Genomic DNA, 20,193 nt, shown 5'->3' with positions numbered 1-20,193 from the left:
CCAGGGGCTAAGGGCCATGACGACGATTGCCGATGTCGCACGCTATGCGGGGGTATCCGTCGCAACGGTCTCGCATGTGATGAACCATACCCGCCATGTCGAGCCGGAAACGGCCGAGCGCGTGCGCGCCGCGATCACGGCGCTGCGCTACAGCCCGAACTCGGTGGCGCGGAGTCTCCGGCGCGGCGAGACCAAGACGATCGGCCTGCTGCTGCCGGACAATTCAAACCCCTTCTTCGCCAGCGTCGCGCGGCAGATCGAAGACGCCGGCTTCGTCTCCGGCTACACGGTGATCCTGTGCAACTCCGACGGCAACGCCGAAAAGGAGGAGCGCTATCTCTCGGTGCTGATGGCCAAGCAGATCGACGGGCTGATCTTTGCCGGCTCGTCCGACCATGCGCGGGTGTTCGCCCGCCTCCTGCCCAGCGTGCCGGCGGTGCTGCTCGACCGTGAGATCCAGTCGGTCAATGTCGATTCGGTGCTGGTCGACCACAACCATGGCGGCTATCTCGCCGGCCGGTATCTGGCCGGGCTCGGGCATAAGACGATCGGCGTCATCGGCGGTCCGCGCGATTCCAGCTCCAGCCCGGCACGCCTGCGCGGTTTCGCGCGGGCGCTTGGCGAAGCAGGCCTCGAGCTGCCAGCGTCCTCGATCGTCGATTCCGACTATCATTTCGCCGGCGGCCGGATTGCGATGGAGCAGCTCATGGCGCAGGCGCCGGACATCACGGCGGTGTTCGCCTGCAACGACCTGATGGCGATGGGCGCGGTCACGGCGCTGCGGTCGCGCGGCTTGCGGGTTCCCGACGATATCTCGATGGTCGGCTTCGACGACATCCCCTATGCCGTCACCACCTGGCCGCCGCTGACGACCATCGCGCAGCCGGTCGAGAAGATCGGCACGCGCGCGGTGAGCCTGCTGCTCGAGAGGCTGGGCGAACCGGAAGCGCCCTCAAGGCGCGAGGTGCTGGCGCCCGTGCTGGTGGAGAGGGAAAGCTGCGCTGCGCGGGGGTAGTGTCGGTAATCGTCGACGTAGGCGCTGCCCCCTCATCCGCCCTTCGGGCATCTTCTCCCCGTCTCACGGGAAGAAGATGACTGGCCGCAGCCTCGGCGCTCATCCTGCACCGTTGGTAATTGGCGAAAGCGCTGATGCCAGCGTCTTTTTCCCCGTCACTATACGGGGAGAAATGCCCGGCAGGGCAATGAGGGGCGGCGGCGACGCTGCGGGAATTGGCTTCAAAAGCCATCCGAGGACGCCGCACGCGCCCATCTTCGACCGCTGCGCTGCCCCTCATCCGCCCTTCGGGCACCTTCTCCCCGTGAAACGGGGAGAAGGGAAAAACTCACGCCGCCGGCTGCATGGCGGCCCTCTCAAGCATGCCGAAGAGGTCGCGCGGCTCGTCGGGATCGGCGAGCAGGTCGAGCTCCTCATAAAGGCCGGTGGCCTGGAGCTGGTCGCGGACATAGCGCAGCGCTGAAAAATCCTCGGTGGCGAAGCCGACGGAATCGAACAGCGTGATCTGCTCCGGCGCCTTGCGGCCCGCAGCCTTGCCGGTCATCACCTGCCACAGCTCGGTCACCGGATGGTCGGCGTCGAGCTGCTGGATCTCGCCCTCGATGCGCGTCTGCGGTGGGAATTCGACGAAGATGTCGGAGCGCAGCAGGATGTCGCGGTGCAGCTCGGTCTTGCCGGGGCAGTCGCCGCCGACCGCGTTGATGTGGACGCCGGAGCCGACCATGTTGTCGGTGAGGATCGTGGCATACTGCTTGTCCGCCGTCACCGTGGTGATGATGTCGACGCCTTCCACCGCCTCCTGGCCGGTCGCGCAGATCGTGATGTCGAAGCCCTTGCCGGCGAGGTTGCGGGCGCATTTCTCCGAGGCCGAGCGGTCGATGTCGTAGAGCCGCAGCCGGTCGATGCCGAGCAGCGCCTTGAAGGCGATGGCCTGGAACTCGGACTGGGCGCCGTTGCCGATGATCGCCATGGCGCGCGAGCCCTTGGGCGCCAGATATTTTGCCGCCACGGCGGAGGTGGCGGCAGTGCGCAGCGCCGTCAGGATGGTCATTTCGGTGAGCAGCATCGGATAGCCGGAGCCGACATCGGCGAGCACGCCGAAGGCGGTGACGGTCTGGCGGCCCTCGCGCATGTTCTTCGGATGGCCGTTGACATATTTGAAGCCGTACATCTTGCCGTCGCTGGTCGGCATCAGCTCGATGACGCCGTCATGGCTGTGCGAGGCGATGCGCGGCGTCTTGTCGAACAGCTCCCAGCGGCGGAAATCCTCCTCGATATAGGCGGCGAGCTCGGTGAGGAAGCGCTCGACGCCGATGGCGAGCACCAGCTTCATCATGCGGTCGACGCTGACGAAGGGAACGATGGCGAGGCGCGAAGGCTGGGTCATGATCAGAGGCTTCCGGAGTGGCTGCGGGTCGGGCGGTCCATGATGCGGCGACCCATCAGGCTGGCGGTTAGGTCGACCATCAGGGTCGCGGTGCGGCCGCGCTCGTCGAGGAAAGGGTTGAGCTCGACCAGGTCGAGGCTGGAAACAAGGCAGCTGTCGGACAGCATCTCCATGACCAAATGCGCCTCGCGGAAGGTGGCGCCGCCGGGGACGGTGGTGCCGACGGCCGGCGCGATCGACGGGTCGAGGAAGTCGACGTCGAGGCTGACATGCAAGAGCCCGTTCTCCTGCTCGACGCGAGCCAGGAAAGCGCGCAGCAGCGGCGCGATGCCGTGCTCGTCGATGGCGCGCATGTCGTGCACGGTGACGCTGGCTTCAGCGAGCGCGCGGCGCTCGGCCGGATCGACGCTGCGCAGGCCGATGGCGCAGATGCGGGCCGGGTCGACCGCTTGCGGCAGATCCGGGAAATAGCCCTTGAAGCCGGCCTGGCCGCTGGCATAGGCGAGCGGCACGCCGTGCAGATTGCCGCTGGTGGTGGTGTCGAGCGTGTGGAAATCCGGATGCGCGTCGAGCCACAGCACGAAAAGCGGCCGGCCGCGTTTGGCGGCGCGGCGCGCCACGCCGGACACCGTGCCGGCGGAGATCGAATGGTCGCCGCCGAGGAAGATCGGCATGGCGTCCCGGGAAGCGGCGTAGGCGGTTTCGGCGATCGCGGCGGTCCAGGCGGAAATCTCCGGCAGCGCCTTCAGCGCGAGGTTGCCGTGCACCACCGGGCGCGCCGCGACCTTCTCGACCGCGCCCCAGTCCTCGACCTCATGGCCAAGCTCCGAAAGCACCGAGACGAGGCCTGCCGTGCGCAGCGCGCTCGGCCCCATCTCACATCCCATCCTGCCCGCGCCGTCCTGCACCGGCGCGCCGACGATCCTGCAGCGCATGATTTCCTCAGCCCTTACGATTGATTGGCTTGATTGGATCACCAAGCGCTGGCGGTTTGAACAGGCGAAATTGGCATTTCGAGAAGAATGATCTATCATTTTGCACAAGCAATTTGATCGAAATGGACAGTCATGGACGCGCTCGACGAAAGACTGGTCACGCTGCTGCGGCACGATGCTCGGCGCAGCGTCTCCGACCTCGCCGTCGATCTGGGCGTCTCGCGCGCCACGGTCCGGGCGCGCATGGAGCGGCTGGAAAAATCCGGCGAGATCATCGGCTACACGGTGGTGCTGCGCGCCGACGCGGTCGATCAAAGGATACGCGGCGTGATGATGATCGAGATCGAGGGCCATGCCGCCGACCGCGTCATCCGGGCGCTGGGCGGCCTTCCCGAAGTTTCCACCATCCACACCACCAATGGCCGCTGGGACCTGGTGGTGGAGCTCGGCACGGCCTCGCTCACCGATTTCGATGCGGTGCTGCGCCGCATCCGGCTGATCCCCGGGATCACGGGCAGCGAAACAAGCCTTCTGCTGGCGACGCCGAGGACGACGCGGGCGCGGCTGGCATAGCTTGCCCATCAATCAGAGTCCGGCCGGCAGCCGCGCGTGACATCACAGCTTCGTGACACCGGGGACGATCGGTGGCGCGGAAAAGCGTTAGTGACATGGATGTCCAACTCGCCGGGTGCTCCATAGACCCGAGCGCCCTCCTGAAACGCAGTGCTTTTAGGAGACCATGATGAAACTTCTCCTGACGCCCATGATCGCCGGATTGTTCATAGCTGCCACCGGCATGGCTTTTGCCGCCAACGTCCACACCGTCACCGGCACGACAGGCCAGCCGAGCGAAACCATCGGCACTCCTCAGACAGGGGATGCCACGCCGGGCAATGCCGCCTCGGCTCCGGGTTCCGCCTTCAACCCGGACGGCAACGCGGGAACACATTATGCCGGCACCCAGCCGCAGAATTCGAAGAACCCGAAGAGCGTGTCGCAGTATGACGTCGCCGGGTTCCAGCAGTCCCACAACCACTAGGAGGCGGTAGAGTAGCTCAGCGTTTGAAGGAATCGCTGGCTGTTCCAACTCTTGTTTTTGCGCAATTCCGGATGGAAAGCCGCAAGGCGACGCCGGTGCGAGGCCGGAAAAGGCTTGATCGCACCGGCCGCGGCTTCATGAGGAGCGCATGTTCGTCAGCCGTTCGGATAATACCCGCCATCGCCGCCGCTGCCGATATAGGTCCCCTGGCCGGTGGCATCCTGAAGCCGCTGGTCCAGCTCATTGATCTGCCCCAGCATGGACCGGCCGGAAGACCCGGTGCGCTGGATGCTGTCCGCCTGCCGCATCAGAGCGCTGGCCTGGTCCTGGGAGATCTTGCCGGTCTCCCTGGCCTCACGGATACCCTGTTTTACGCCCAGCAACTGCTGCATGGCCGCTCTCGCGTCCGGATCCGCCGGCACTGAGGCCGTGGTCATGGTGTCGACCTGTGCCCGGTGGTGACGGTGCACCGCGTAGGCATTCGAAAGCGGCATGGCCGCGAGGATCGATGCGGCCGCGATGATCTTTGGCATGAAAGAGCGCATGATGACATTCCCTATGATGGAGGAAGCGGTAGAAACCGCTTTCCCGAAATGGGCCGTCTGGTCGCGTCGTGTCGCGGTGTCAGTCACTCATCGCCGGCGGTTCTCGGCCCGCGATGGGATATAGCGGCCACCTCGGCGTCGAAACGGAGGTGGAACGCAAACGTTATCCGATGTGATCCGGTGCCGAGTCGTGGCTGCGCGTCAGTCCAAGGCCGTACGCTTTAACCTTCTGATTTTACGTGTGTCTTTCCCCTGGGAACGGGTTCCCGCTTTCGAGAGCGCGAAGGCGAGACCCCTCCTGCGCGGCCTTGATGAAGCCGATCGCCTCGCATGAGGCGAGCCAGAAAAAGCCGGCAGGCATTCCTGAATACAAAAAGGACCAGTCGATCCGACACTTTCATGACGCTCGCTGCAGCGGGCGCGGCGATCCGGCTCGCCGGGACCGGTGGCCTTCAGGCGACGCTGGCGAATGGGACCGACAAATAGCCGGCACGCCTGATGATTCCAGCGTTGGCCAGGCCGGCAAGCTGCTCGGCCTCGCTTCGCGCCAGCCCGATCAGCAACAGGTCTTCCAGCTCCGCCGGGAGGTCAAGAACCAGGTCGCAGACGAGCCAGTCGTCGCACGGATCCTGCACCGCCGCGAATCTCGGTGGCGCTATCGGCTGCAGCACCGAGAGAATTTCATTTGCCCGGCCGGCAAACCGCTCGGCCTGCTCGCGCGTCAACCCAAGCAGCAAAATATCCGGTATCCGTGCCGGGTAGTCCGACAAGAGATCATACACCATCCACTGGCCGCACGGATCCTGTAAGGCGGTAAACCTCATGTCCGTCTTTATTCTGGCTATGCCCCAACGTATTCATTTCACGGGAATCATCCCGCGAAACTGCCCGGCTGAATTGTCTCCAGCACTTTCACCAAAACATATAGTTGTGCGGCGCTCGGCAAAAGAGGCCCTGCAGTCCCTTGGCCATACGACTCAAGTCCGAGGAGGCGTTGACACTGTGTCGGTGGCGAACGCTACCTGAAAGTCATCGGGCAGCGGTGTGCTTGATGTTGGCGGGATATAGATGTCGGGACGCGGATCGAAGCTTCTCCGGGGCGTTCACGCATATGACTTTGTTTTCACGCAGTTCCCGGTCGGAAAGCCACGGCGAAGGCGCCGAACCTAACCGCTCACACTTTTCCTGGAACTGCTCTGGCGCCTGGCGCGGCGGGCTCGTTGCAAGGCCCGAACACGAAAAAGCCGCGGCGAACCGCGGCTTTTCGATTGCTTGATCCCCGGAGGGAAACTGGAGCGGGTGAGGCGATTCGAACGCCCGACCCCAACCTTGGCAAGGTTGTGCTCTACCCCTGAGCTACACCCGCTCAAGCGGCCTTGGCCGCAAGCCGGGCCTATATGGCCGAAGAGCGCGGCGATTGCAACAGGGAAATGACGGTCTTTTTTCCACGGCCTGAAAGCGCCTGAAGGCAGGGCCGCAATTCAGCGTTTCGGTCAAACGCCGGGCTGCCCGAGCCGGCACGGCCTTGCCGGAATGGTGTCGTTCGCCGTAAACGGCATGACGTTTCCCGACGACGAGAGGACCGATGCCGAAGACCGAAGCCGAGCTCAACCAATTTCTTGCCGATCTGGGCATTTCCGTCTCGACGGTCAGGCACCCGCCGCTGTTCACGGTCGCCGATTCGCAGGCGCTGCGCGGCGAAATCCATGGCGGCCACACCAAGAACCTGTTCCTCAAGGACAAGAAGGACAATTATTTCCTCGTCACCGTCGGCGAGGACGCCGTCGTCGACCTGAAGCAGATCCATCACCTCATCGGCGCCGCCAGCCGGGTCTCCTTCGGTAAACCCGAGATGCTGATGGAGCTGCTCGGCGTCATCCCTGGCGCGGTCACGGTCTTCGGCCTGATCAACGACACGGAAGGGAAGGTCAAGGTGGTGCTCGACCAGGAATTGATGAGCCACGACGTCATCAACGGCCATCCGCTGACCAATGAGGCGACGACCTCGATCGCCGCCGCCGATCTGATCAGATTCGTCGAGGCAACCGGCCACGATCCTGTTATCCTGAAAGTCTCATAATCTTGAAAGTCAGGGCTTGATCGCCACATGGAAGGCGGTTCCAAAATCCGACAATGACGCGCCGGGCGCCGACGCCTGGGAGCGCGACCGAAAGGGCGACACGATGAGCGACAACAATCCGTATAGCGGCGGGTTCGGCGGCAATGGCGGCCAGTACGCCCAGACGGTGCAATATGGCGGCGGAGACCGCCCCAAGGTTTCGCTGGGCGAGGCGCCGCCGGCGGCCGAGCTGATCAAGGACACCACCACCGCCACCTTCGCCGCCGACGTCATCCAGGAATCGCGGCGCCAGCCGGTGCTGGTCGACTTCTGGGCGCCATGGTGCGGGCCCTGCAAGCAACTGACGCCGCAGCTCGAAAAGGCGGTGCAGGCGGCCGGTGGCAAGGTCAAGCTGGTCAAGATGAACATCGATGACCATCCCTCGATCGCCGGCCAGCTCGGCATCCAGTCGATCCCCGCGGTCATCGCCTTCAAGGACGGCCAGCCGGTCGACGGCTTCATGGGCGCCATTCCCGAAAGCCAGATCAACCAATTCATCCAGAAGGTCGGCGGCAAGGGCGGCGGCGCGCCGCAGATCGCCGACGCGCTGGCCGCCGCCGCCGAGGCGCGCGCGGCCGGCGACGTGCAGACCGCGGCCGACATCTACGACGCGATCCTCGAGCAGGCGCCCGAGGCGCTCGAGGCGATCGCGGGGCTGGGCGAGATCCTGTTCGATGCCGGCGACGCGGAAGGCGTCGAGGCCGTGCTCGCCCGGGCGCCCGAGGACAAGAAGGACGCGCCGGCGCTCGCGGCGCTGCGCGCCAAGATGACCCTGGCGGCCGAAGCGGCCGCGCTCGGCAATCCGGCCGAGCTCGAGCGCCGGCTCGCCGCCAATCCGGCCGACCATCAGGCGCGGTTCGACCTGGCGATGATCCAGAACGCGCGCGGCGAGCGCAATGCCGCCGCCGACAATCTGCTGGCGATCGTCAAGGCCGACCGCAGCTGGAACGACGATGGCGCCAGGGCGCAGCTGTTGAAGCTGTTCGAGGCCTGGGGCATGACCGACGAGGCGACACTGGCGGCCCGCCGCAAGCTGTCGTCGCTGCTGTTCTCGTAGAGCGGTTTCGGCGTCTCGCGGATTCGCCGAATCGCTCCAAGTCGTTGTCTGACGCAATTCCGGACGGAAAACCGTTTCACACTTTCCCTGGAATTGCTCTAGGTATCTGTTCTGACGCAATTCCGGAGGGAAACAGACTCGCGCTGGTCCCGGAATTGCGCTCAAGCCTTTTTTGTCAGCTGTTGTGGCCGGCAGGCTTGAGCAAAGGATTGTCAGCGCCAGATAAGGGCAGGCTGGCGGTTCGCCGCCAGTCCGGGACGAGCTTGCCGGGCGAGAGGAGGTTGCAGGGTGATGCGCTTGACGGCGTTGCTTTGGGAGGGTCGCGGTGCGCGTCGGTAACGCACTCTACCGGCTCGCCAAGGATCTGCCGTCGGCAATCCCGGTGTTTCCGCTCGCCGGAGCGCTGCTTCTGCCCGGTGGCCGCATGCCGCTCAACATCTTCGAGCCGCGCTATCTCCAGATGATCGACCAGGCGATGGCCGGCTCGCGGCTGATCGGCATGGTCCAGCCGAGTCTCGACGGCGCGTTGCGCGACGATGGCGAGCCGGAGCTCTGCAACGTCGGTTGCGCCGGGCGCATCATCTCTCTCGCCGAGACCGGCGACGGCCGCTACCTGATCTCGCTGCAGGGCGTGTGCAGGTTCCGCATCGTGCAGGAACTCGCGGCAAAGGTGCCGTTCCGGCAGTGCAAGATCAGGCCGTTTCTCGCCGACCTCGAGGAGGACCCGGTCGCCGCCGAGGTCGACCGGCCGGCGCTGCTCAAGGCGTTTCGCGCCTATCTGCAGGCCAACGATCTCGAAGCCGACTGGGAAAGCGTCAGCCGCGCCGAAAACGGCATACTGGTCAATGCGCTGTCGATGATGGCGCCCTACGGGCCGGCCGAGAAGCAGGCGTTGCTGGAAGCGCCGGACCTGAAGACGCGCGCCGAAACGCTGATCGCCATCACCGAAATGACGCTGGCGCGCGAGGATGACGAGTTTGGGTCAAGTCTGCAGTAAGTGTGCTGATATTCAGGTGAGGCCGGCCTGCAAATGGCGGCTTCCTGCGCCCACTTAGGGCCGAGGGAATTGGACAATGGAAAATTGCGATGCCAGCGGACGGACGTGACGGGCGGAAGGCCGAGGTCGACCCGAAGCTGCTTGAATTGCTGGCCTGCCCGCTGACCAAGGGACCGCTGACCTGGGACCCGGAGCGCGGCGAGCTGGTCTCGCGCGTGGCCAAGCTCGCCTATCCGGTGCGCGACGGCATCCCCATCATGCTGCCCTCGGAGGCGCGCACGATCTCGGCCGAGGACATGCTGGCGCCACCGCCGCCACGGCTCAGCGGGCCGTCGTAGAGAGCGGCTTACAGGTGCAGCGCGACGTAAGTTGGCGATCCTTCGCGCCCCCCTCTGTCCCGCCGACATCAAAGTTGTGCATCGTGACGGCACACGCAGTCGGGCGCCTGCCTTCCCCGTGTCATCCTACTGAAAATTCCGCCCCTTGGGCATGACCTGCTGCGCGGCACCCGACAGGGCTTCAAGATCCTGGCGGACCGGCAGGCCTCGGCTTGCGGCGGGAGCCGATCCAACCGGCCGGTCGGCGGGATTGTGCTCGATGGCCGGGCGATTGGCGGATTCCAGCAGCACGCTCAGCCAGGGGGTCAAATCCTCGATCCTATCGGCGACGATGTGGATGACGTCCGATTCATGCTGCAGCTTGCCGGTGACGCGGATGAAGCGGGCGCCCATGACGACAGAGCGGAAGCGGTCGAAGACGCGTGGCCAGATGATGACGTTGGCGATCGATTTTTCGTCCTCGAGGGTGACGAAGATCGCATTGCCCTTGCCGGGGCGCTGGCGGACCAGCACGAGGCCGGCGACCGAAACCCGGCGGCCGTCGCGCACCGACGGCAGGTGGGCGTTGGGGGTGACGCCGGCGCGGGTCAGCCTTTCGCGCAGAAAGGCGACGGGATGCTCCTTCAGCGACAGTCCGAGCGCGCGATAGTCATGCACGACATGCTCGCCGAGCGGCATTTTCGGCAGTTTCGTTTCCGGCTCCAGCTCGCGCAGGCCGAGTGACGGCTGGTCGAACAGCGGCAGTTTCTCGGCGGCGCTCCTGCCGTCGAGGGCACGGACTTCCCAGAGCGCGGCACGGCGGTCGAGGCCGATCGAACGGAAGGCGTCGGCCTCAGCCAGTCTTTCGATCTCGCCGACATCAAGGCCGGAGCGCAGCCAGACATCCCTGACCGATCGATAACCGTCGCCGCGCTGCACGACGACGGCTTCCATGCGTTCCTCGGACAGGCCCTTGATCTGGCGGAAGCCGAGGCGCACGGCATGCGCGGTCCGGACCACGCCGCGCATCGAGGCGTGGCGCTCGAGGATGCGGGACGGATCGAAGGCGGCGGCCTCCAGCGTGCAGTCCCAGACGGAATGGTTGATGTCGACCTCGCGCACCTCGACGCCATGGTCGCGCGCGTCGCGCACCAGCTGGGCCGGCTGGTAGAAACCCATCGGCTGCGCGTTCAGGATCGCGGCACAGAAGACATCGGGATAGAAGGTCTTGAACCAGCAGGAGGCGTAGACCAGCAGCGCGAAGGAGGCGGCATGGCTTTCGGGAAAGCCATATTCGCCAAAACCCTCGATCTGCTTGAAGCAGCGCTCGGCGAACTCCTTGTCGTAGCCATTGCCGACCATGCCGTCGATCATGCGCTGGCGGTAATTGCCGATCGTGCCGGTGCGCTTGAAGGTCGCCATGGCGCGGCGCAGCTCGTCGGCCTCGCCCGGCCGGAAGCCGCCGGCGACGATGGCGATCTTCATCGCCTGTTCCTGGAACAGCGGCACACCCAACGTCTTGCCGAGGATCTTTTTCAGATCCGGGCTGGGGTAATGGACCGCCTCTTTTTTCTGCCGGCGGCGCAGATAGGGATGCACCATGTCGCCCTGGATCGGGCCGGGACGCACGATCGCCACCTCGATGACGAGATCATAGAATTCGCGTGGCTTAAGCCGCGGCAGCATCGACATCTGCGCGCGGGATTCGATCTGGAAGACGCCCAACGTATCCGCACGGCAGATCATGTCGTAGACGCGTTGGTTCTCCGGGGGGATAGAATCCAAGCTATAGGGTCGGCCGTAATCGTCCCGTGCCTTCGGATAATGATGCGTGAGCAGGGACAAGGCGCGCTTCAGGCAGGTCAGCATGCCGAGCGCCAGCACGTCGACCTTGAGGATCTTCACCGCGTCGAGGTCGTCCTTGTCCCATTCGACCATCTTGCGCTCCTCCATCGCCGTCTTGACGATGGGCACGACCTCGTCGAGCCGGTCGCGGGTGATGACGAAGCCGCCGACATGCTGGGAGAGGTGGCGGGGGAAGCCCATGATCTCGTTGGCGCGCTCCAGCACCTGGCGCGACAGCGGGTCGGCGCGGTCGAGGCCGCCGGCATTGGCTTCCCTCTCGCCGAGTTCGGAGGTCGACCAGCCCCAGATGGTGCTGGACAGCGCGCTGCGGACATCCTCCGACAGGCCCATGGCCTTGGCCACCTCGCGCAGGGCGGAGCGGCCGCGATAGCTGATGACGGCGGCGGCCAAGGCGGTGCGCTTGGCGCTGTATTTCTCGTAGATATAGGCGATGACCTCGTCGCGCCTTTCATGCTCGAAATCGACGTCGATGTCGGGCGGCTCGTTGCGCTCCTCCGAGATGAAGCGTTCGAACAGCGCATCGATCCGGTCGGGGCCGACTTCGGTGATGCCGATGCAGAAGCAGATGACCGAATTGGCGGCAGAGCCGCGCCCCTGGCAGAGAATGTCCTTGCTGCGGGCGAATTTCACGATGTCGTGGACGGTCAGGAAATAGCGCGCATAGTTCAGGCGCTCGATCAGGGCGAGTTCTTCTTCGATGCGCTGCGTGACATGCGAAGGGATGCCGGCCGGGTAGCGCCTCGCCGCGCCTTCATAGGCCAAACGCTCGAGCTCGGCCTGTGGCCCGAGGCCGGATTCTGTCGGCTCGTCCGGGTAGTTGTATTCGAGGTCGCTGAGCGAGAAGGTCAATTCGTCGGCGAAGCGCAGTGTCTCGGCCAGCGCTTCAGGGTGACGGCGGAAAAGGCGTGCCATCTCCAGGGGCGGCTTCAGATGGCGCTCAGCATTGGCGGTCAGCTCCAGCCCGACCTCGGAAACCGGCGTGTTGAGGCGGATCGCGGTGAGCACATCCTGCAGCGGGCGGCGGTCGGCGGCATGATAGAGCACGTCGTTGGTCGCCATCAGCGGGATACGCGCATGGTCGGCCATCGCCGCGGCCTGCTCGATACGGAAGCGGTCATTGCCGCCATAATCCGGCACCACGGCCAATCGGAGCGCCGCGCCGAAGCGATCCTTAAGCCGGCTAATAAACTCCAGATTCTCTTCCGCGCCGCCGGAGAGGTTGGGCAGGATCGCCAGCGACATCCGATCGCCCCATTCGAGCAGGTCGTCGAGCTCGAGCAGCGTCGCGCCCTTCTCGTTCTCGTCGCGCAGATTGGCTTGGGTCAGCATGCGGCACAGATGCCCCCAGCCCTGGCGGTCGCGGGGATAGGCGAGAATGTCCGGCGTGCCGTCGCCGAACACCAGGCGGCAGCCGGGATGATAGGCCATCTTCTCCACCTTGGCCTGTTGCCAGGCGCGCACGACGCCGGCCACCGTGTTGCGGTCGGCAAGCCCGATCGAGGCAAAACCGTAGAATTTCGCCGTGACCACCAGCTCCTCGGGCTTGGAGGCGCCGCGCAGGAAGGAGAAATTCGAGCTTATGCCGAACTCGGCATAGGGGATGGCGGTCAGCGCGTTCATGCGAACACCCCATGCATGAACCAGCGCGGCGGCGCGGCCTGCGGAGCGGTGCTGTAAAGACCCTGGCGGTAGAGCCAGTAGCGGCGTCCCTCGCTGTCCTCGATGCGGTAATAGTCGCGGGTCGGCGCCTCTTCCTCGCCGGGCAATTGCCGCCACCATTCGGCGGCGATGCGCTCCGGCCCCTCGGCGCGGGCGACGCGGTAGAGCGCGCGCCGCCAGCGGAAATTCATCGGCGGACCCTCCGGGATTTCGGTCGCCGGCACTTCGATCGGCTCCGGCGAGCGGAACAGGCGCACCGGCCGCTCCGGCGGATAGATGGTCATCGGCGGGGCTGTTCGGGGCGGCGCCGCCCGGCCGCCCGCCGGGGCGCGCCGTTGCGGGGCTTCGGCGAAAGGCACGGTTTTGACGGCGCGCTCCGGCAGATGGCTCTCGACGACCACCGGCTTCAGCACGGCAGCCTCGCCGAGGCGGGCGCGGACGCGGTCGGCGAACAGCGCGATGTCGGCATCATCGTCCTCCGCCTCGCCGGTGAGGTCGCCTTGAACCAAGTCGAAGGCGGCGGCCGACAGCACGGAGAGCCGCACGAGGTCGAAGCCGAAGCCGGCGTCGATGTTCTGTTCCAGCGCGGTGAGCCGCTCATGGAACAGCCTTTGGATCAGCCGCGGCTCGCGCATCGGGCGCGAGGTGCCGACGGCGATGCGGCTGACGGCGCCGTCGACGCGAAAGAGAAGCAGCGCCAGCGTCCTTGCGCCTTCGCCGCGGCGCTCGAGGTCGGTCTTCAGGGCGACGGAAAGCCGGCTTATAAGCCGCTCGATGTCGTCGGTGAGCATGACCGGCTCGGCAAGGTGGCGTTCGACTGAGAGCGGCGCGACGGGGAGACGCGGCGACACGGCCTCGTCGAGGCGGCCGAGCGCCTGGTCGAGGCGCAGAAGCAGAGTGGCGCCGAAGCGGCGGGCGAGCGGCGCGCGCGGTGCGGCCATCACCGCGCCGGCGGTGCGCAGGCCCACGCTCTCAAGGAGGGCGCGGGTCTCCGGCGCGATGCGCAGCGCCGACAAGGGCAACGGTGCCAGCAGCGCCTCCTCCTCGCCGCCGGCAATGATGCGGTTGCCGTGGAAGCGCGCCGCCGCCCAGGCGGCGCCCGGCGTCGAGGCCAGCCCGGCGCGAACATCGAAGCCCTGCTGGAAGAAGCGGGTGAGGATCTCGTCCTGCATGGCGCGCTCGCCGCCGAACAGATGCGTGCAGCCGGTGACGTCGAGGAACAGCCCGTCCTCGGCGTCGATCGCCACCAGCGGCGTGTAGCGGTCGCACCAGTCGGCAAGGCCTTCGAGCAGGCGGCGGTCGGCTTCCGGGTCGGCTTCGACCACATCGATCATGGGGTGCATGGCGCGGGCATCGGCAATGCCCATGCCGCGCTTCAGCTTCAGCGCCTCAGCCCGCTCGTCGAGGGCTGCGATGCGCTGGGTGTTGTTGTCGCGATGGCTGATCACCAGAGGCAGGTGTTGCGAGGGCCGGGAACGCCAGGATCGCCCCAGACGCTGGCGCAGGATCCGCTCCGCGCTGAGATGCGGGAACCACAGCGACAGGATTCTCTGTTCTTTCCGCAAAAGCGTGCTCATTTGGGTTCCACTCCAGTGTGAATTGTCCGGGCAAGGCCGTGCGGCTCTTGCCGATATCGACCTTGAAGGCGGGGCGGCCGATCGAGCCGGCGAGCGGTCCGGCGACCGTCTCGCGGCTTGCCGCGGGCGCCGCCGAGACGATGAGGCGCACCGGGGCAGCGGTGGGATCGGCCTCGCCGGCCTGGCGCAGCAACAATACGGGACGGTTGGCGCTTTGGGCCCGCGCATGCAGGCGACGCGTGGCGGTGAGGTCGAGAAGCCGCGGGCTGCCGCGGATTTCGAGGATGACCGCGGCGAAGGCGGTCATGCGGGCGGCTTCCTCGGCGATCCAAAGCGCGTCGAGCAGTTTCGGGGCCTCGGAAAAGAGCAATTGTTCCGGCTCGATGCCGAACAGGGCATGCAGGCCCCTGGCATAGGGGAGGCCGGCCTCGTGGAAGATCTCCGACGTGCCAACCCACAGGATCGGCAGGCCCTGCTTCTCCTTGAGGATCAGGCTTACCAGCGAGAGCGCGAAGCCGGCGACCGCGCCGGCATCGCGGGTCTCCAGCCCATGGATTTCGCTGAGCGCCGCCCTGGGCAGGCCGCCGCCGAGGGCGGTGTCGAAGCGTTCGATGCCGGTGTGCATGAAGGCGTCCGGCGAGGCCACCGCAAGGCCGCGCCGGATGATCGTCCTGTCCGGTCCGGTAACATCAGCAGGGACGCCAGCCGCCGGCGCCTCCAGGCGCTCGGGCAGCGTTCCCTCGATCTTCGCGATCTGGCGGCGCAGGGCAAAAACAGTGTCCCGCGCCACGGCGCTTATCGCCATGACGTTCACTTCCGGCAGCAATTGTTCCTGTTATGTTCTTATAGATTCCAGAGGCGCCCGGAAGAGTCAAGCAGACTCACAAGGAATTTATTCCTTCAGCTTTTACCCTGAAAGCGCACGGCCAGCCGGCTCATTTGCCTCTATCGGCGCGAAAGCCTATATGCCGGGGTCAAAGGACAGTTCATGGCCCGCATCTACAAGACACGTACCTGGCACGATCAGCTCTCGCCGTCGATGGACGAGCTGGAGCTTCTGGCGCTGGAGGCCTATGCCCATCTGCCGGAGGAGTTCCGCCAGCTCACCGGCGAGATCGTCATCCAGATCGCCGACTTCCCGACCGACGAGATCATGGACGACCTGTCGCTGGAGACGCCCTTCGACCTGCTCGGCCTGTTCGAGGGACGCGGCATTGCCGAGCGCTGGAACCCGCAGACCGGCGAAGGACCGAACCGCATCACGCTCTACCGCCGCGCCATCCTCGATTACTGGGCCGAGAACGAGGAGACGCTGGGCGACATCGTCACCCATGTCCTGATCCACGAGATCGGCCACCATTTCGGCCTGTCGGACGACGACATGGAGCGGATCGAGGAGGCGGCCGAGCAGGCGGCAGCGGGCTAAGGTGTGTTGATATTTAGGTGAGACCGGCCTGCAAATGGCGGTTTCCTGCGCTTCCGGTGCTCACGTACGAAAAGTACGCTCCGCTCCGGTTCTCGGAAACCACCATTTTCGGCGCGGCCTGACCTGAATCTCAACACACCTTAAAGCACCTCGTCATCCGCATCGTTCTTCGTGGCGACACCCCCTTATCTGCCGCTTCGCGGCCACCTTCTCCCCCGTGCAAAGCCCTCCCTCGGGGAGAGGTCAGCCGAGCGAAGCGGAGGCGGGGTGAGGGTGCGCTTTACCTACCAGTCGCTGAGCTTGGTGTCGGCTGTGTATTCCTGGCCTTCGACATCCTTCACCACGGCCTGGCCGCAGCGCATCGACTTGGTCTTCTTGTCATAGGCGTAGGTCGGCGAGCCGAACAGGTGCCAGCCCTTGTTCAGCGCGGCGGTGACCTTGTGGCAGAAGGTGGAGTCGTCCGGACCGGACAGGAAGCGGTAGAGTTTCATTTTTCGTCTCTGATCGTGATTGTCTCAGCCCATGCATGTCGTTTCCCAAAACCGCCGCGCGCTTTGGCCGACATGCATCAGCCCTGCGCATCATGCGCCGATGACCGCGGCCTTCGCCAGAAGTTTCTCGGCTTGCGCCAGATGCAGCCGCTCGACCATGCGGCCATCCAGCGCGATCACGCCCTTGCCGGCATTTTCGGGCCGCGCGAACGCATCCCGGATCGCGCGGGCCGTGGCGAGCGCTTCCGCCGACGGCGAAAAGGCGCGGTTCGCCGGCTCGATCTGGGCCGGATGGATCAGCGACTTGCCGTCAAAGCCCATGGCTGCGGCTTCCGAGCATTCGCCGGCAAAAGCATCGAGGTCGCGGAAATCATTGGCGACGCCGTCGATGACGTCGAGCCCGCCGGCCCGCGCCGCCAGCACCAGCTGCATCAGCCAAGGCATCAGATAGCGCCGGTCGGGCGTCGCCAGAATGCCGGTCGCCTTCACCAGGTCATTCGTTCCGGCAACGAAACAAGCAAGGCGTGAGGCTGGGTCGCGGCCGAGCTCGGCGATCGCGCCGATGTTGAGCAGCGCTTTCGGCGTCTCGACCATCGCCCATAGTTTGACGCTGTCCGGCGCGAAATTGTCGTTGAGCAGGTCGCCGGCTTCGAGGATGTCGCGCGGCGTGCCGATCTTGGGCAGAAGAATGCCGTCGGGCCCGGCCTTGGCCACGGCCAGAAGATCGTCGGCGCCCCATTCGCTAGCCAAAGGGTTGATGCGCACCACCATCTCGCAGCGCCTTTCGCGCCCGGCAAGGATGCCTGCGACCTTGTCGCGCGCGGCAGCCTTGTCGGCGGGCAGGACGGCGTCCTCGAGATCGATGATGACGGCATCGCAGGCAAGCGAGCCGATCTTGGCGAGCGCCTTGTCGTTCGAGGCGGGAATGTAGAGCACCGAACGGCGCGGCCGGTAGATGTCGACGGTCATGGCCGATCTATGCCGGGTGACGGCGAGGGAGGCAAGGCGGAGGCAACTGCCGACCTGCCGGGAACAAGCAAAATCGTCGACGTCGGTGCAGCGCCAACGGAAGTGATTTGGCCCTGCACCAAATCTGCAAATCCTTGCTGAAAAGCTCCGGGATTCCGCCGCGCGCTTTCCGCAGGGGCCAGCGAAACCGGCGTCATGCGAACACGTCACACATCCCGCTGGTCCCTGCCGCGCCGGCTCCGCAACGAAGGCTGGTGGCTCGTCGAGCCGCAAAGGCCGTGCCATGAGGCGGGCATCCTGCCTTTCGCCCCGAGGTTGGTCCAGATGGTGGGAGCGGACACGCCGCTCCGGCGATGAGGCTCTTTGCCAACCTTGCCAAGGGCTCTGCCCAGGCATGCGCAAATGCACGAGGCCTTTGTCGATTCATCTCCTTGTCCCGATGCAGCTCCGGACCGAAAACAATTTCGCACTTGTCCTTGGAATTGCTCTAATCCTGCCGTCACCAAGCTTATCCGCCGGACCTCTGATCGATGCCGCACAACATCCTCGTCGCCGACGACGACCCGCATATCCGCGAGATCATCTGCTTCGCGCTGGAAAAGGCCGGCATGAAGACGGCCGCCGTGGCCGACGGCGCCGCGGCGCTCCAGGCGGTCGAGCGGCGCGCGCCCGACCTCATCGTGCTCGACATCGGCATGCCGGAGATGGACGGGCTGGAGGTCTGCCGCAGGCTCCGGCAAAAATCCGACGTGCCGGTGCTGTTTTTGTCCGCGCGCGACGAGGAGATCGACCGCATCCTCGGGCTGGAGATGGGCGGCGACGATTATGTGACAAAACCGTTCAGCCCGCGCGAGCTGGTCGCCCGCGTCAACGTCATCCTGCGGCGCGCGCGTCCGGCGCCGGTCGAGGAAGAGGCGGACGAACGGGAATTCGCGCATGGCAAGCTCATGCTTGTTCCGGCAAGCCATGAAGCGAGCTTCGACGGCAAGCCGCTCACCTTGACGGCGATCGAGTTCGCCATCCTGAAAGGCTTTCTCGCGCGCCCGCTTCATGTGCTTGGCCGCGACGCGGTGATGGCCAATGCCTATGCCTCGAACATCCATGTCTCGGAGCGTACGGTCGACAGCCATATCCGCAACGTGCGGGCCAAGCTGGCGGCGGTCGGCTGCCTCGACGCGATCGCGACGGTGCATGGCGTCGGTTTCCGGCTTGGCCGATGCGGTGGTTGAGCAAGGAAAGGTGGCGGCCGCGGCTCGCCACCGTCGTCATCGCCATCCTCATCGTGGTCATGGCGCTGCCGCTGGTCGGGCTGTTCTTCTTCCGGCTCTATGAGAACCAGCTGATCCGCCAGACCGAGGGCGAACTGATCGCGCAAGGGGCGGTCGTCGCGGCCGTCTATGCAAAGGAGGTTCGCGCCGCCGACATTTCCCAGGACAGGCTGGGTTCGCCGATCTCGGCCGATCCCGCGCGGGACAACAACTATCCCTATGAACCGATCGAGCCTCGCCTCGATCTCGCTTCGGACGACGTGATGCCGATGCGGCCGGCGGCGGCCCCGGCCGCCCCCGACCCGGCCTTCGCGGCCATCGGCGCCCGGCTCGACGGCATTCTCGACGAAACGCAGAAGACGACGCTTGCCGGCTTCCGTCTGCTCGACCCGCGCGGCGTGGTCATTGCCGGCGGCGACGAGATCGGCCAGTCGCTCAGCGGGGTCGAGGAGGTGCGCGCCGCGCTTTCCGGCGCCTATGCCAGCGAGCTCCGACTCCGCATCCCTGACCAGCCGCCGCCACCGCTTTACTCGGTAAGCCGGGGCACCAGGGTGCGCGTCTTCGTCGCCATGCCGGTCGAGCTCGACGGCAGGGTCGCGGGTGTCGTCTATCTGTCGCGAACGCCGAACAACATCGTCAAGCATCTCTATGGCGAGCGCGGCAAGGTGACGTTGGCGGCGATCGCCATCCTCGGCGGCACGCTGCTGATCGCGCTGGTGTTCATCCGCACCGTCAGCCGGCCGATCTATGCGCTGATCGAGCGGACGAAACGCATCGCCGCCGGCGACCGCGACGCGATCAGGCCGCTCGCCCATCACGGCACGCGCGAGATGGCGGCGCTGTCGACGGCCTTCCTCGACATGGCGACCAAGCTGCAGGCGCGCTCCGACTCGATCCAGACCTTCGCCACTCATGTCTCGCATGAGCTGAAATCGCCGCTCACCGCAATCCAGGGCGCGGCCGAGCTGCTCAGGGATTCCGGCGGCGCGATGGACGAGGCCGAGCGCCGGCGCTTTTCCAACAACATCGTCACCGATGCCGGGCGGCTCAATCTGCTGGTGCGCCGGCTGCTCGACCTGGCGCGCGCTGAAAACCTGGAGCCGAGCGGCGAGAGCACGACGCTTCATGCGGCATTGACATCGCTGCCGATCGACACAAGGCTGGAAGCGCGGCTTGAAGGCGGTGGCGATATCGGGCTCGGCATCTCGGCCGAGAATCTCGGCATCGTGCTCGCCAACCTCATCGACAATTCGGCCAGGCACGGCGCCCAGCAGGTGACGATCCGGGCCTCCGCCGATGGCGAGCGCGCGTCGATACAGGTCGGCGACGACGGCGACGGGATCTCGGCCGCCAACCGCGCCAGGATATTCGAGCCGTTCTTCACCACGCGGCGCGAGACCGGCGGCACCGGCATGGGGCTCGGCATCGTGCTGGCCCTCCTGAAAGCGCATGATGGCACGATAAGGCTGGTTGACTCCGAACGCGGCACGCGCTTCGAGATCGATCTGCCGGCTGCGTGAAGACGC

General features: G+C 65.7%; 19 protein-coding genes and 1 tRNA gene. 10 read left to right on the top strand and 10 right to left on the bottom strand.

All coding sequences use genetic code 11. From position 1 onward, the window contains the following. Positions 1-16 precede the first annotated feature (16 nt). Positions 17-1,015, top strand: coding sequence for a LacI family DNA-binding transcriptional regulator (locus tag DPM35_RS18855; RefSeq protein WP_112128770.1), 999 nt, complete (start codon positions 17-19; stop codon positions 1,013-1,015). Positions 1,016-1,343: 328 nt separating this feature from the next. Here DPM35_RS18855 and DPM35_RS18845 read toward each other — a convergent pair whose 3' ends face one another. Both DPM35_RS18845 and rocF read right to left on the bottom strand, forming a co-directional pair. Continuing rightward, a complete protein-coding gene (locus tag DPM35_RS18845; protein ID WP_112128769.1) occupies positions 1,344-2,402 on the bottom strand; it encodes an ornithine cyclodeaminase in 1,059 nt (352 codons plus the stop codon). Positions 2,403-2,404: 2 nt separating this feature from the next. Further along, complete coding sequence (rocF, locus tag DPM35_RS18840) at positions 2,405-3,337, bottom strand: arginase (RefSeq protein ID WP_112128768.1); 933 nt, start codon at positions 3,335-3,337, stop codon at positions 2,405-2,407. 132 nt (positions 3,338-3,469) lie between these two features. Here rocF and DPM35_RS18835 point away from each other — a divergent pair, with 132 nt between their 5' ends. Together DPM35_RS18835 and DPM35_RS18830 are read left to right on the top strand one after the other, a co-directional pair. Further along, complete coding sequence (locus DPM35_RS18835; protein WP_095820631.1) at positions 3,470-3,910, top strand: Lrp/AsnC family transcriptional regulator; 441 nt, start codon at positions 3,470-3,472, stop codon at positions 3,908-3,910. 166 nt (positions 3,911-4,076) lie between these two features. Continuing rightward, a complete protein-coding gene (locus DPM35_RS18830) occupies positions 4,077-4,376 on the top strand; it encodes an adenylate cyclase (RefSeq protein WP_112128767.1) in 300 nt (99 codons plus the stop codon). 155 nt (positions 4,377-4,531) lie between these two features. Here DPM35_RS18830 and DPM35_RS18825 read toward each other — a convergent pair whose 3' ends face one another. From DPM35_RS18825 to DPM35_RS18815, 3 genes are all read right to left on the bottom strand, one after another. Next, positions 4,532-4,921: a hypothetical protein gene (locus tag DPM35_RS18825; protein WP_112128766.1), complete on the bottom strand. Its 390-nt coding sequence runs from the start codon at positions 4,919-4,921 to the stop codon at positions 4,532-4,534. 452 nt (positions 4,922-5,373) lie between these two features. Next, positions 5,374-5,745: a hypothetical protein gene (locus DPM35_RS18820; protein ID WP_112128765.1), complete on the bottom strand. Its 372-nt coding sequence runs from the start codon at positions 5,743-5,745 to the stop codon at positions 5,374-5,376. Between the two features lie 467 nt (positions 5,746-6,212). Beyond that, a tRNA-Gly gene (locus DPM35_RS18815) sits at positions 6,213-6,287 on the bottom strand. 219 nt (positions 6,288-6,506) lie between these two features. On the opposite strand from DPM35_RS18815, the gene DPM35_RS18810 reads away from it, so the two are divergent. The 4 genes from DPM35_RS18810 (at position 6,507) to DPM35_RS18795 (ending at position 9,432) form a co-directional block, all read left to right on the top strand. Then, positions 6,507-7,001: a prolyl-tRNA synthetase associated domain-containing protein gene (locus DPM35_RS18810; RefSeq protein WP_112128764.1), complete on the top strand. Its 495-nt coding sequence runs from the start codon at positions 6,507-6,509 to the stop codon at positions 6,999-7,001. Between the two features lie 103 nt (positions 7,002-7,104). Continuing rightward, the gene (trxA, locus tag DPM35_RS18805) at positions 7,105-8,097 is read left to right on the top strand and encodes a thioredoxin (protein ID WP_112129098.1); all 993 of its coding nucleotides are present in this window, start codon (positions 7,105-7,107) and stop codon (positions 8,095-8,097) included. A gap of 325 nt (positions 8,098-8,422) precedes the next feature. After that, on the top strand, positions 8,423-9,094 hold the full coding sequence (locus DPM35_RS18800; RefSeq protein WP_112128763.1) for an LON peptidase substrate-binding domain-containing protein: 672 nt from the start codon (positions 8,423-8,425) through the stop codon (positions 9,092-9,094). Positions 9,095-9,183: 89 nt separating this feature from the next. Continuing rightward, on the top strand, positions 9,184-9,432 hold the full coding sequence (locus tag DPM35_RS18795) for a Trm112 family protein (protein WP_112128762.1): 249 nt from the start codon (positions 9,184-9,186) through the stop codon (positions 9,430-9,432). 126 nt (positions 9,433-9,558) lie between these two features. Here the strand turns inward: DPM35_RS18795 and DPM35_RS18790 are convergent, their stop codons facing one another. From DPM35_RS18790 to DPM35_RS32860, 3 genes are read right to left on the bottom strand one after another with little or no spacing between them, the layout of a single operon-like run. Then, complete coding sequence (locus DPM35_RS18790; RefSeq protein ID WP_112128761.1) at positions 9,559-12,897, bottom strand: error-prone DNA polymerase; 3,339 nt, start codon at positions 12,895-12,897, stop codon at positions 9,559-9,561. After that, the gene (locus DPM35_RS18785; protein WP_112128760.1) at positions 12,894-14,384 is read right to left on the bottom strand and encodes a DUF6504 family protein; all 1,491 of its coding nucleotides are present in this window, start codon (positions 14,382-14,384) and stop codon (positions 12,894-12,896) included. The genes DPM35_RS18790 and DPM35_RS18785 overlap by 4 nt, the downstream gene beginning before the upstream one ends. Then, on the bottom strand, positions 14,326-15,318 hold the full coding sequence (locus DPM35_RS32860) for an ImuA family protein (protein WP_112129097.1): 993 nt from the start codon (positions 15,316-15,318) through the stop codon (positions 14,326-14,328). The genes DPM35_RS18785 and DPM35_RS32860 overlap by 59 nt, the downstream gene beginning before the upstream one ends. 183 nt (positions 15,319-15,501) lie before the next feature. Here DPM35_RS32860 and DPM35_RS18775 point away from each other — a divergent pair, with 183 nt between their 5' ends. Next, a complete protein-coding gene (locus tag DPM35_RS18775; RefSeq protein WP_112128759.1) occupies positions 15,502-15,939 on the top strand; it encodes a metallopeptidase family protein in 438 nt (145 codons plus the stop codon). A 284-nt stretch (positions 15,940-16,223) separates the two neighbouring features. Here DPM35_RS18775 and DPM35_RS18770 read toward each other — a convergent pair whose 3' ends face one another. Further along, positions 16,224-16,430 (bottom strand): DUF1737 domain-containing protein, encoded by a 207-nt coding sequence (locus tag DPM35_RS18770; protein ID WP_095820644.1) that lies wholly within the window; start codon positions 16,428-16,430, stop codon positions 16,224-16,226. 90 nt (positions 16,431-16,520) lie between these two features. Then, the gene (locus DPM35_RS18765) at positions 16,521-17,399 is read right to left on the bottom strand and encodes an HpcH/HpaI aldolase/citrate lyase family protein (RefSeq protein ID WP_112128758.1); all 879 of its coding nucleotides are present in this window, start codon (positions 17,397-17,399) and stop codon (positions 16,521-16,523) included. Positions 17,400-17,929: 530 nt separating this feature from the next. Here DPM35_RS18765 and DPM35_RS18760 point away from each other — a divergent pair. After that, positions 17,930-18,628: a response regulator transcription factor gene (locus DPM35_RS18760; protein WP_112128757.1), complete on the top strand. Its 699-nt coding sequence runs from the start codon at positions 17,930-17,932 to the stop codon at positions 18,626-18,628. A 59-nt stretch (positions 18,629-18,687) separates the two neighbouring features. After that, complete coding sequence (locus tag DPM35_RS18755; RefSeq protein WP_425373392.1) at positions 18,688-20,187, top strand: sensor histidine kinase; 1,500 nt, start codon at positions 18,688-18,690, stop codon at positions 20,185-20,187. The last annotated feature ends 6 nt before the right edge of the window (positions 20,188-20,193 follow it).

Origin of the sequence: Mesorhizobium atlanticum (genome assembly GCF_003289965.1) — a bacterium.
Taxonomy (GTDB): domain Bacteria; phylum Pseudomonadota; class Alphaproteobacteria; order Rhizobiales; family Rhizobiaceae; genus Mesorhizobium; species Mesorhizobium atlanticum.
This window is presented reverse-complemented; position numbering and strand designations above follow the sequence as displayed.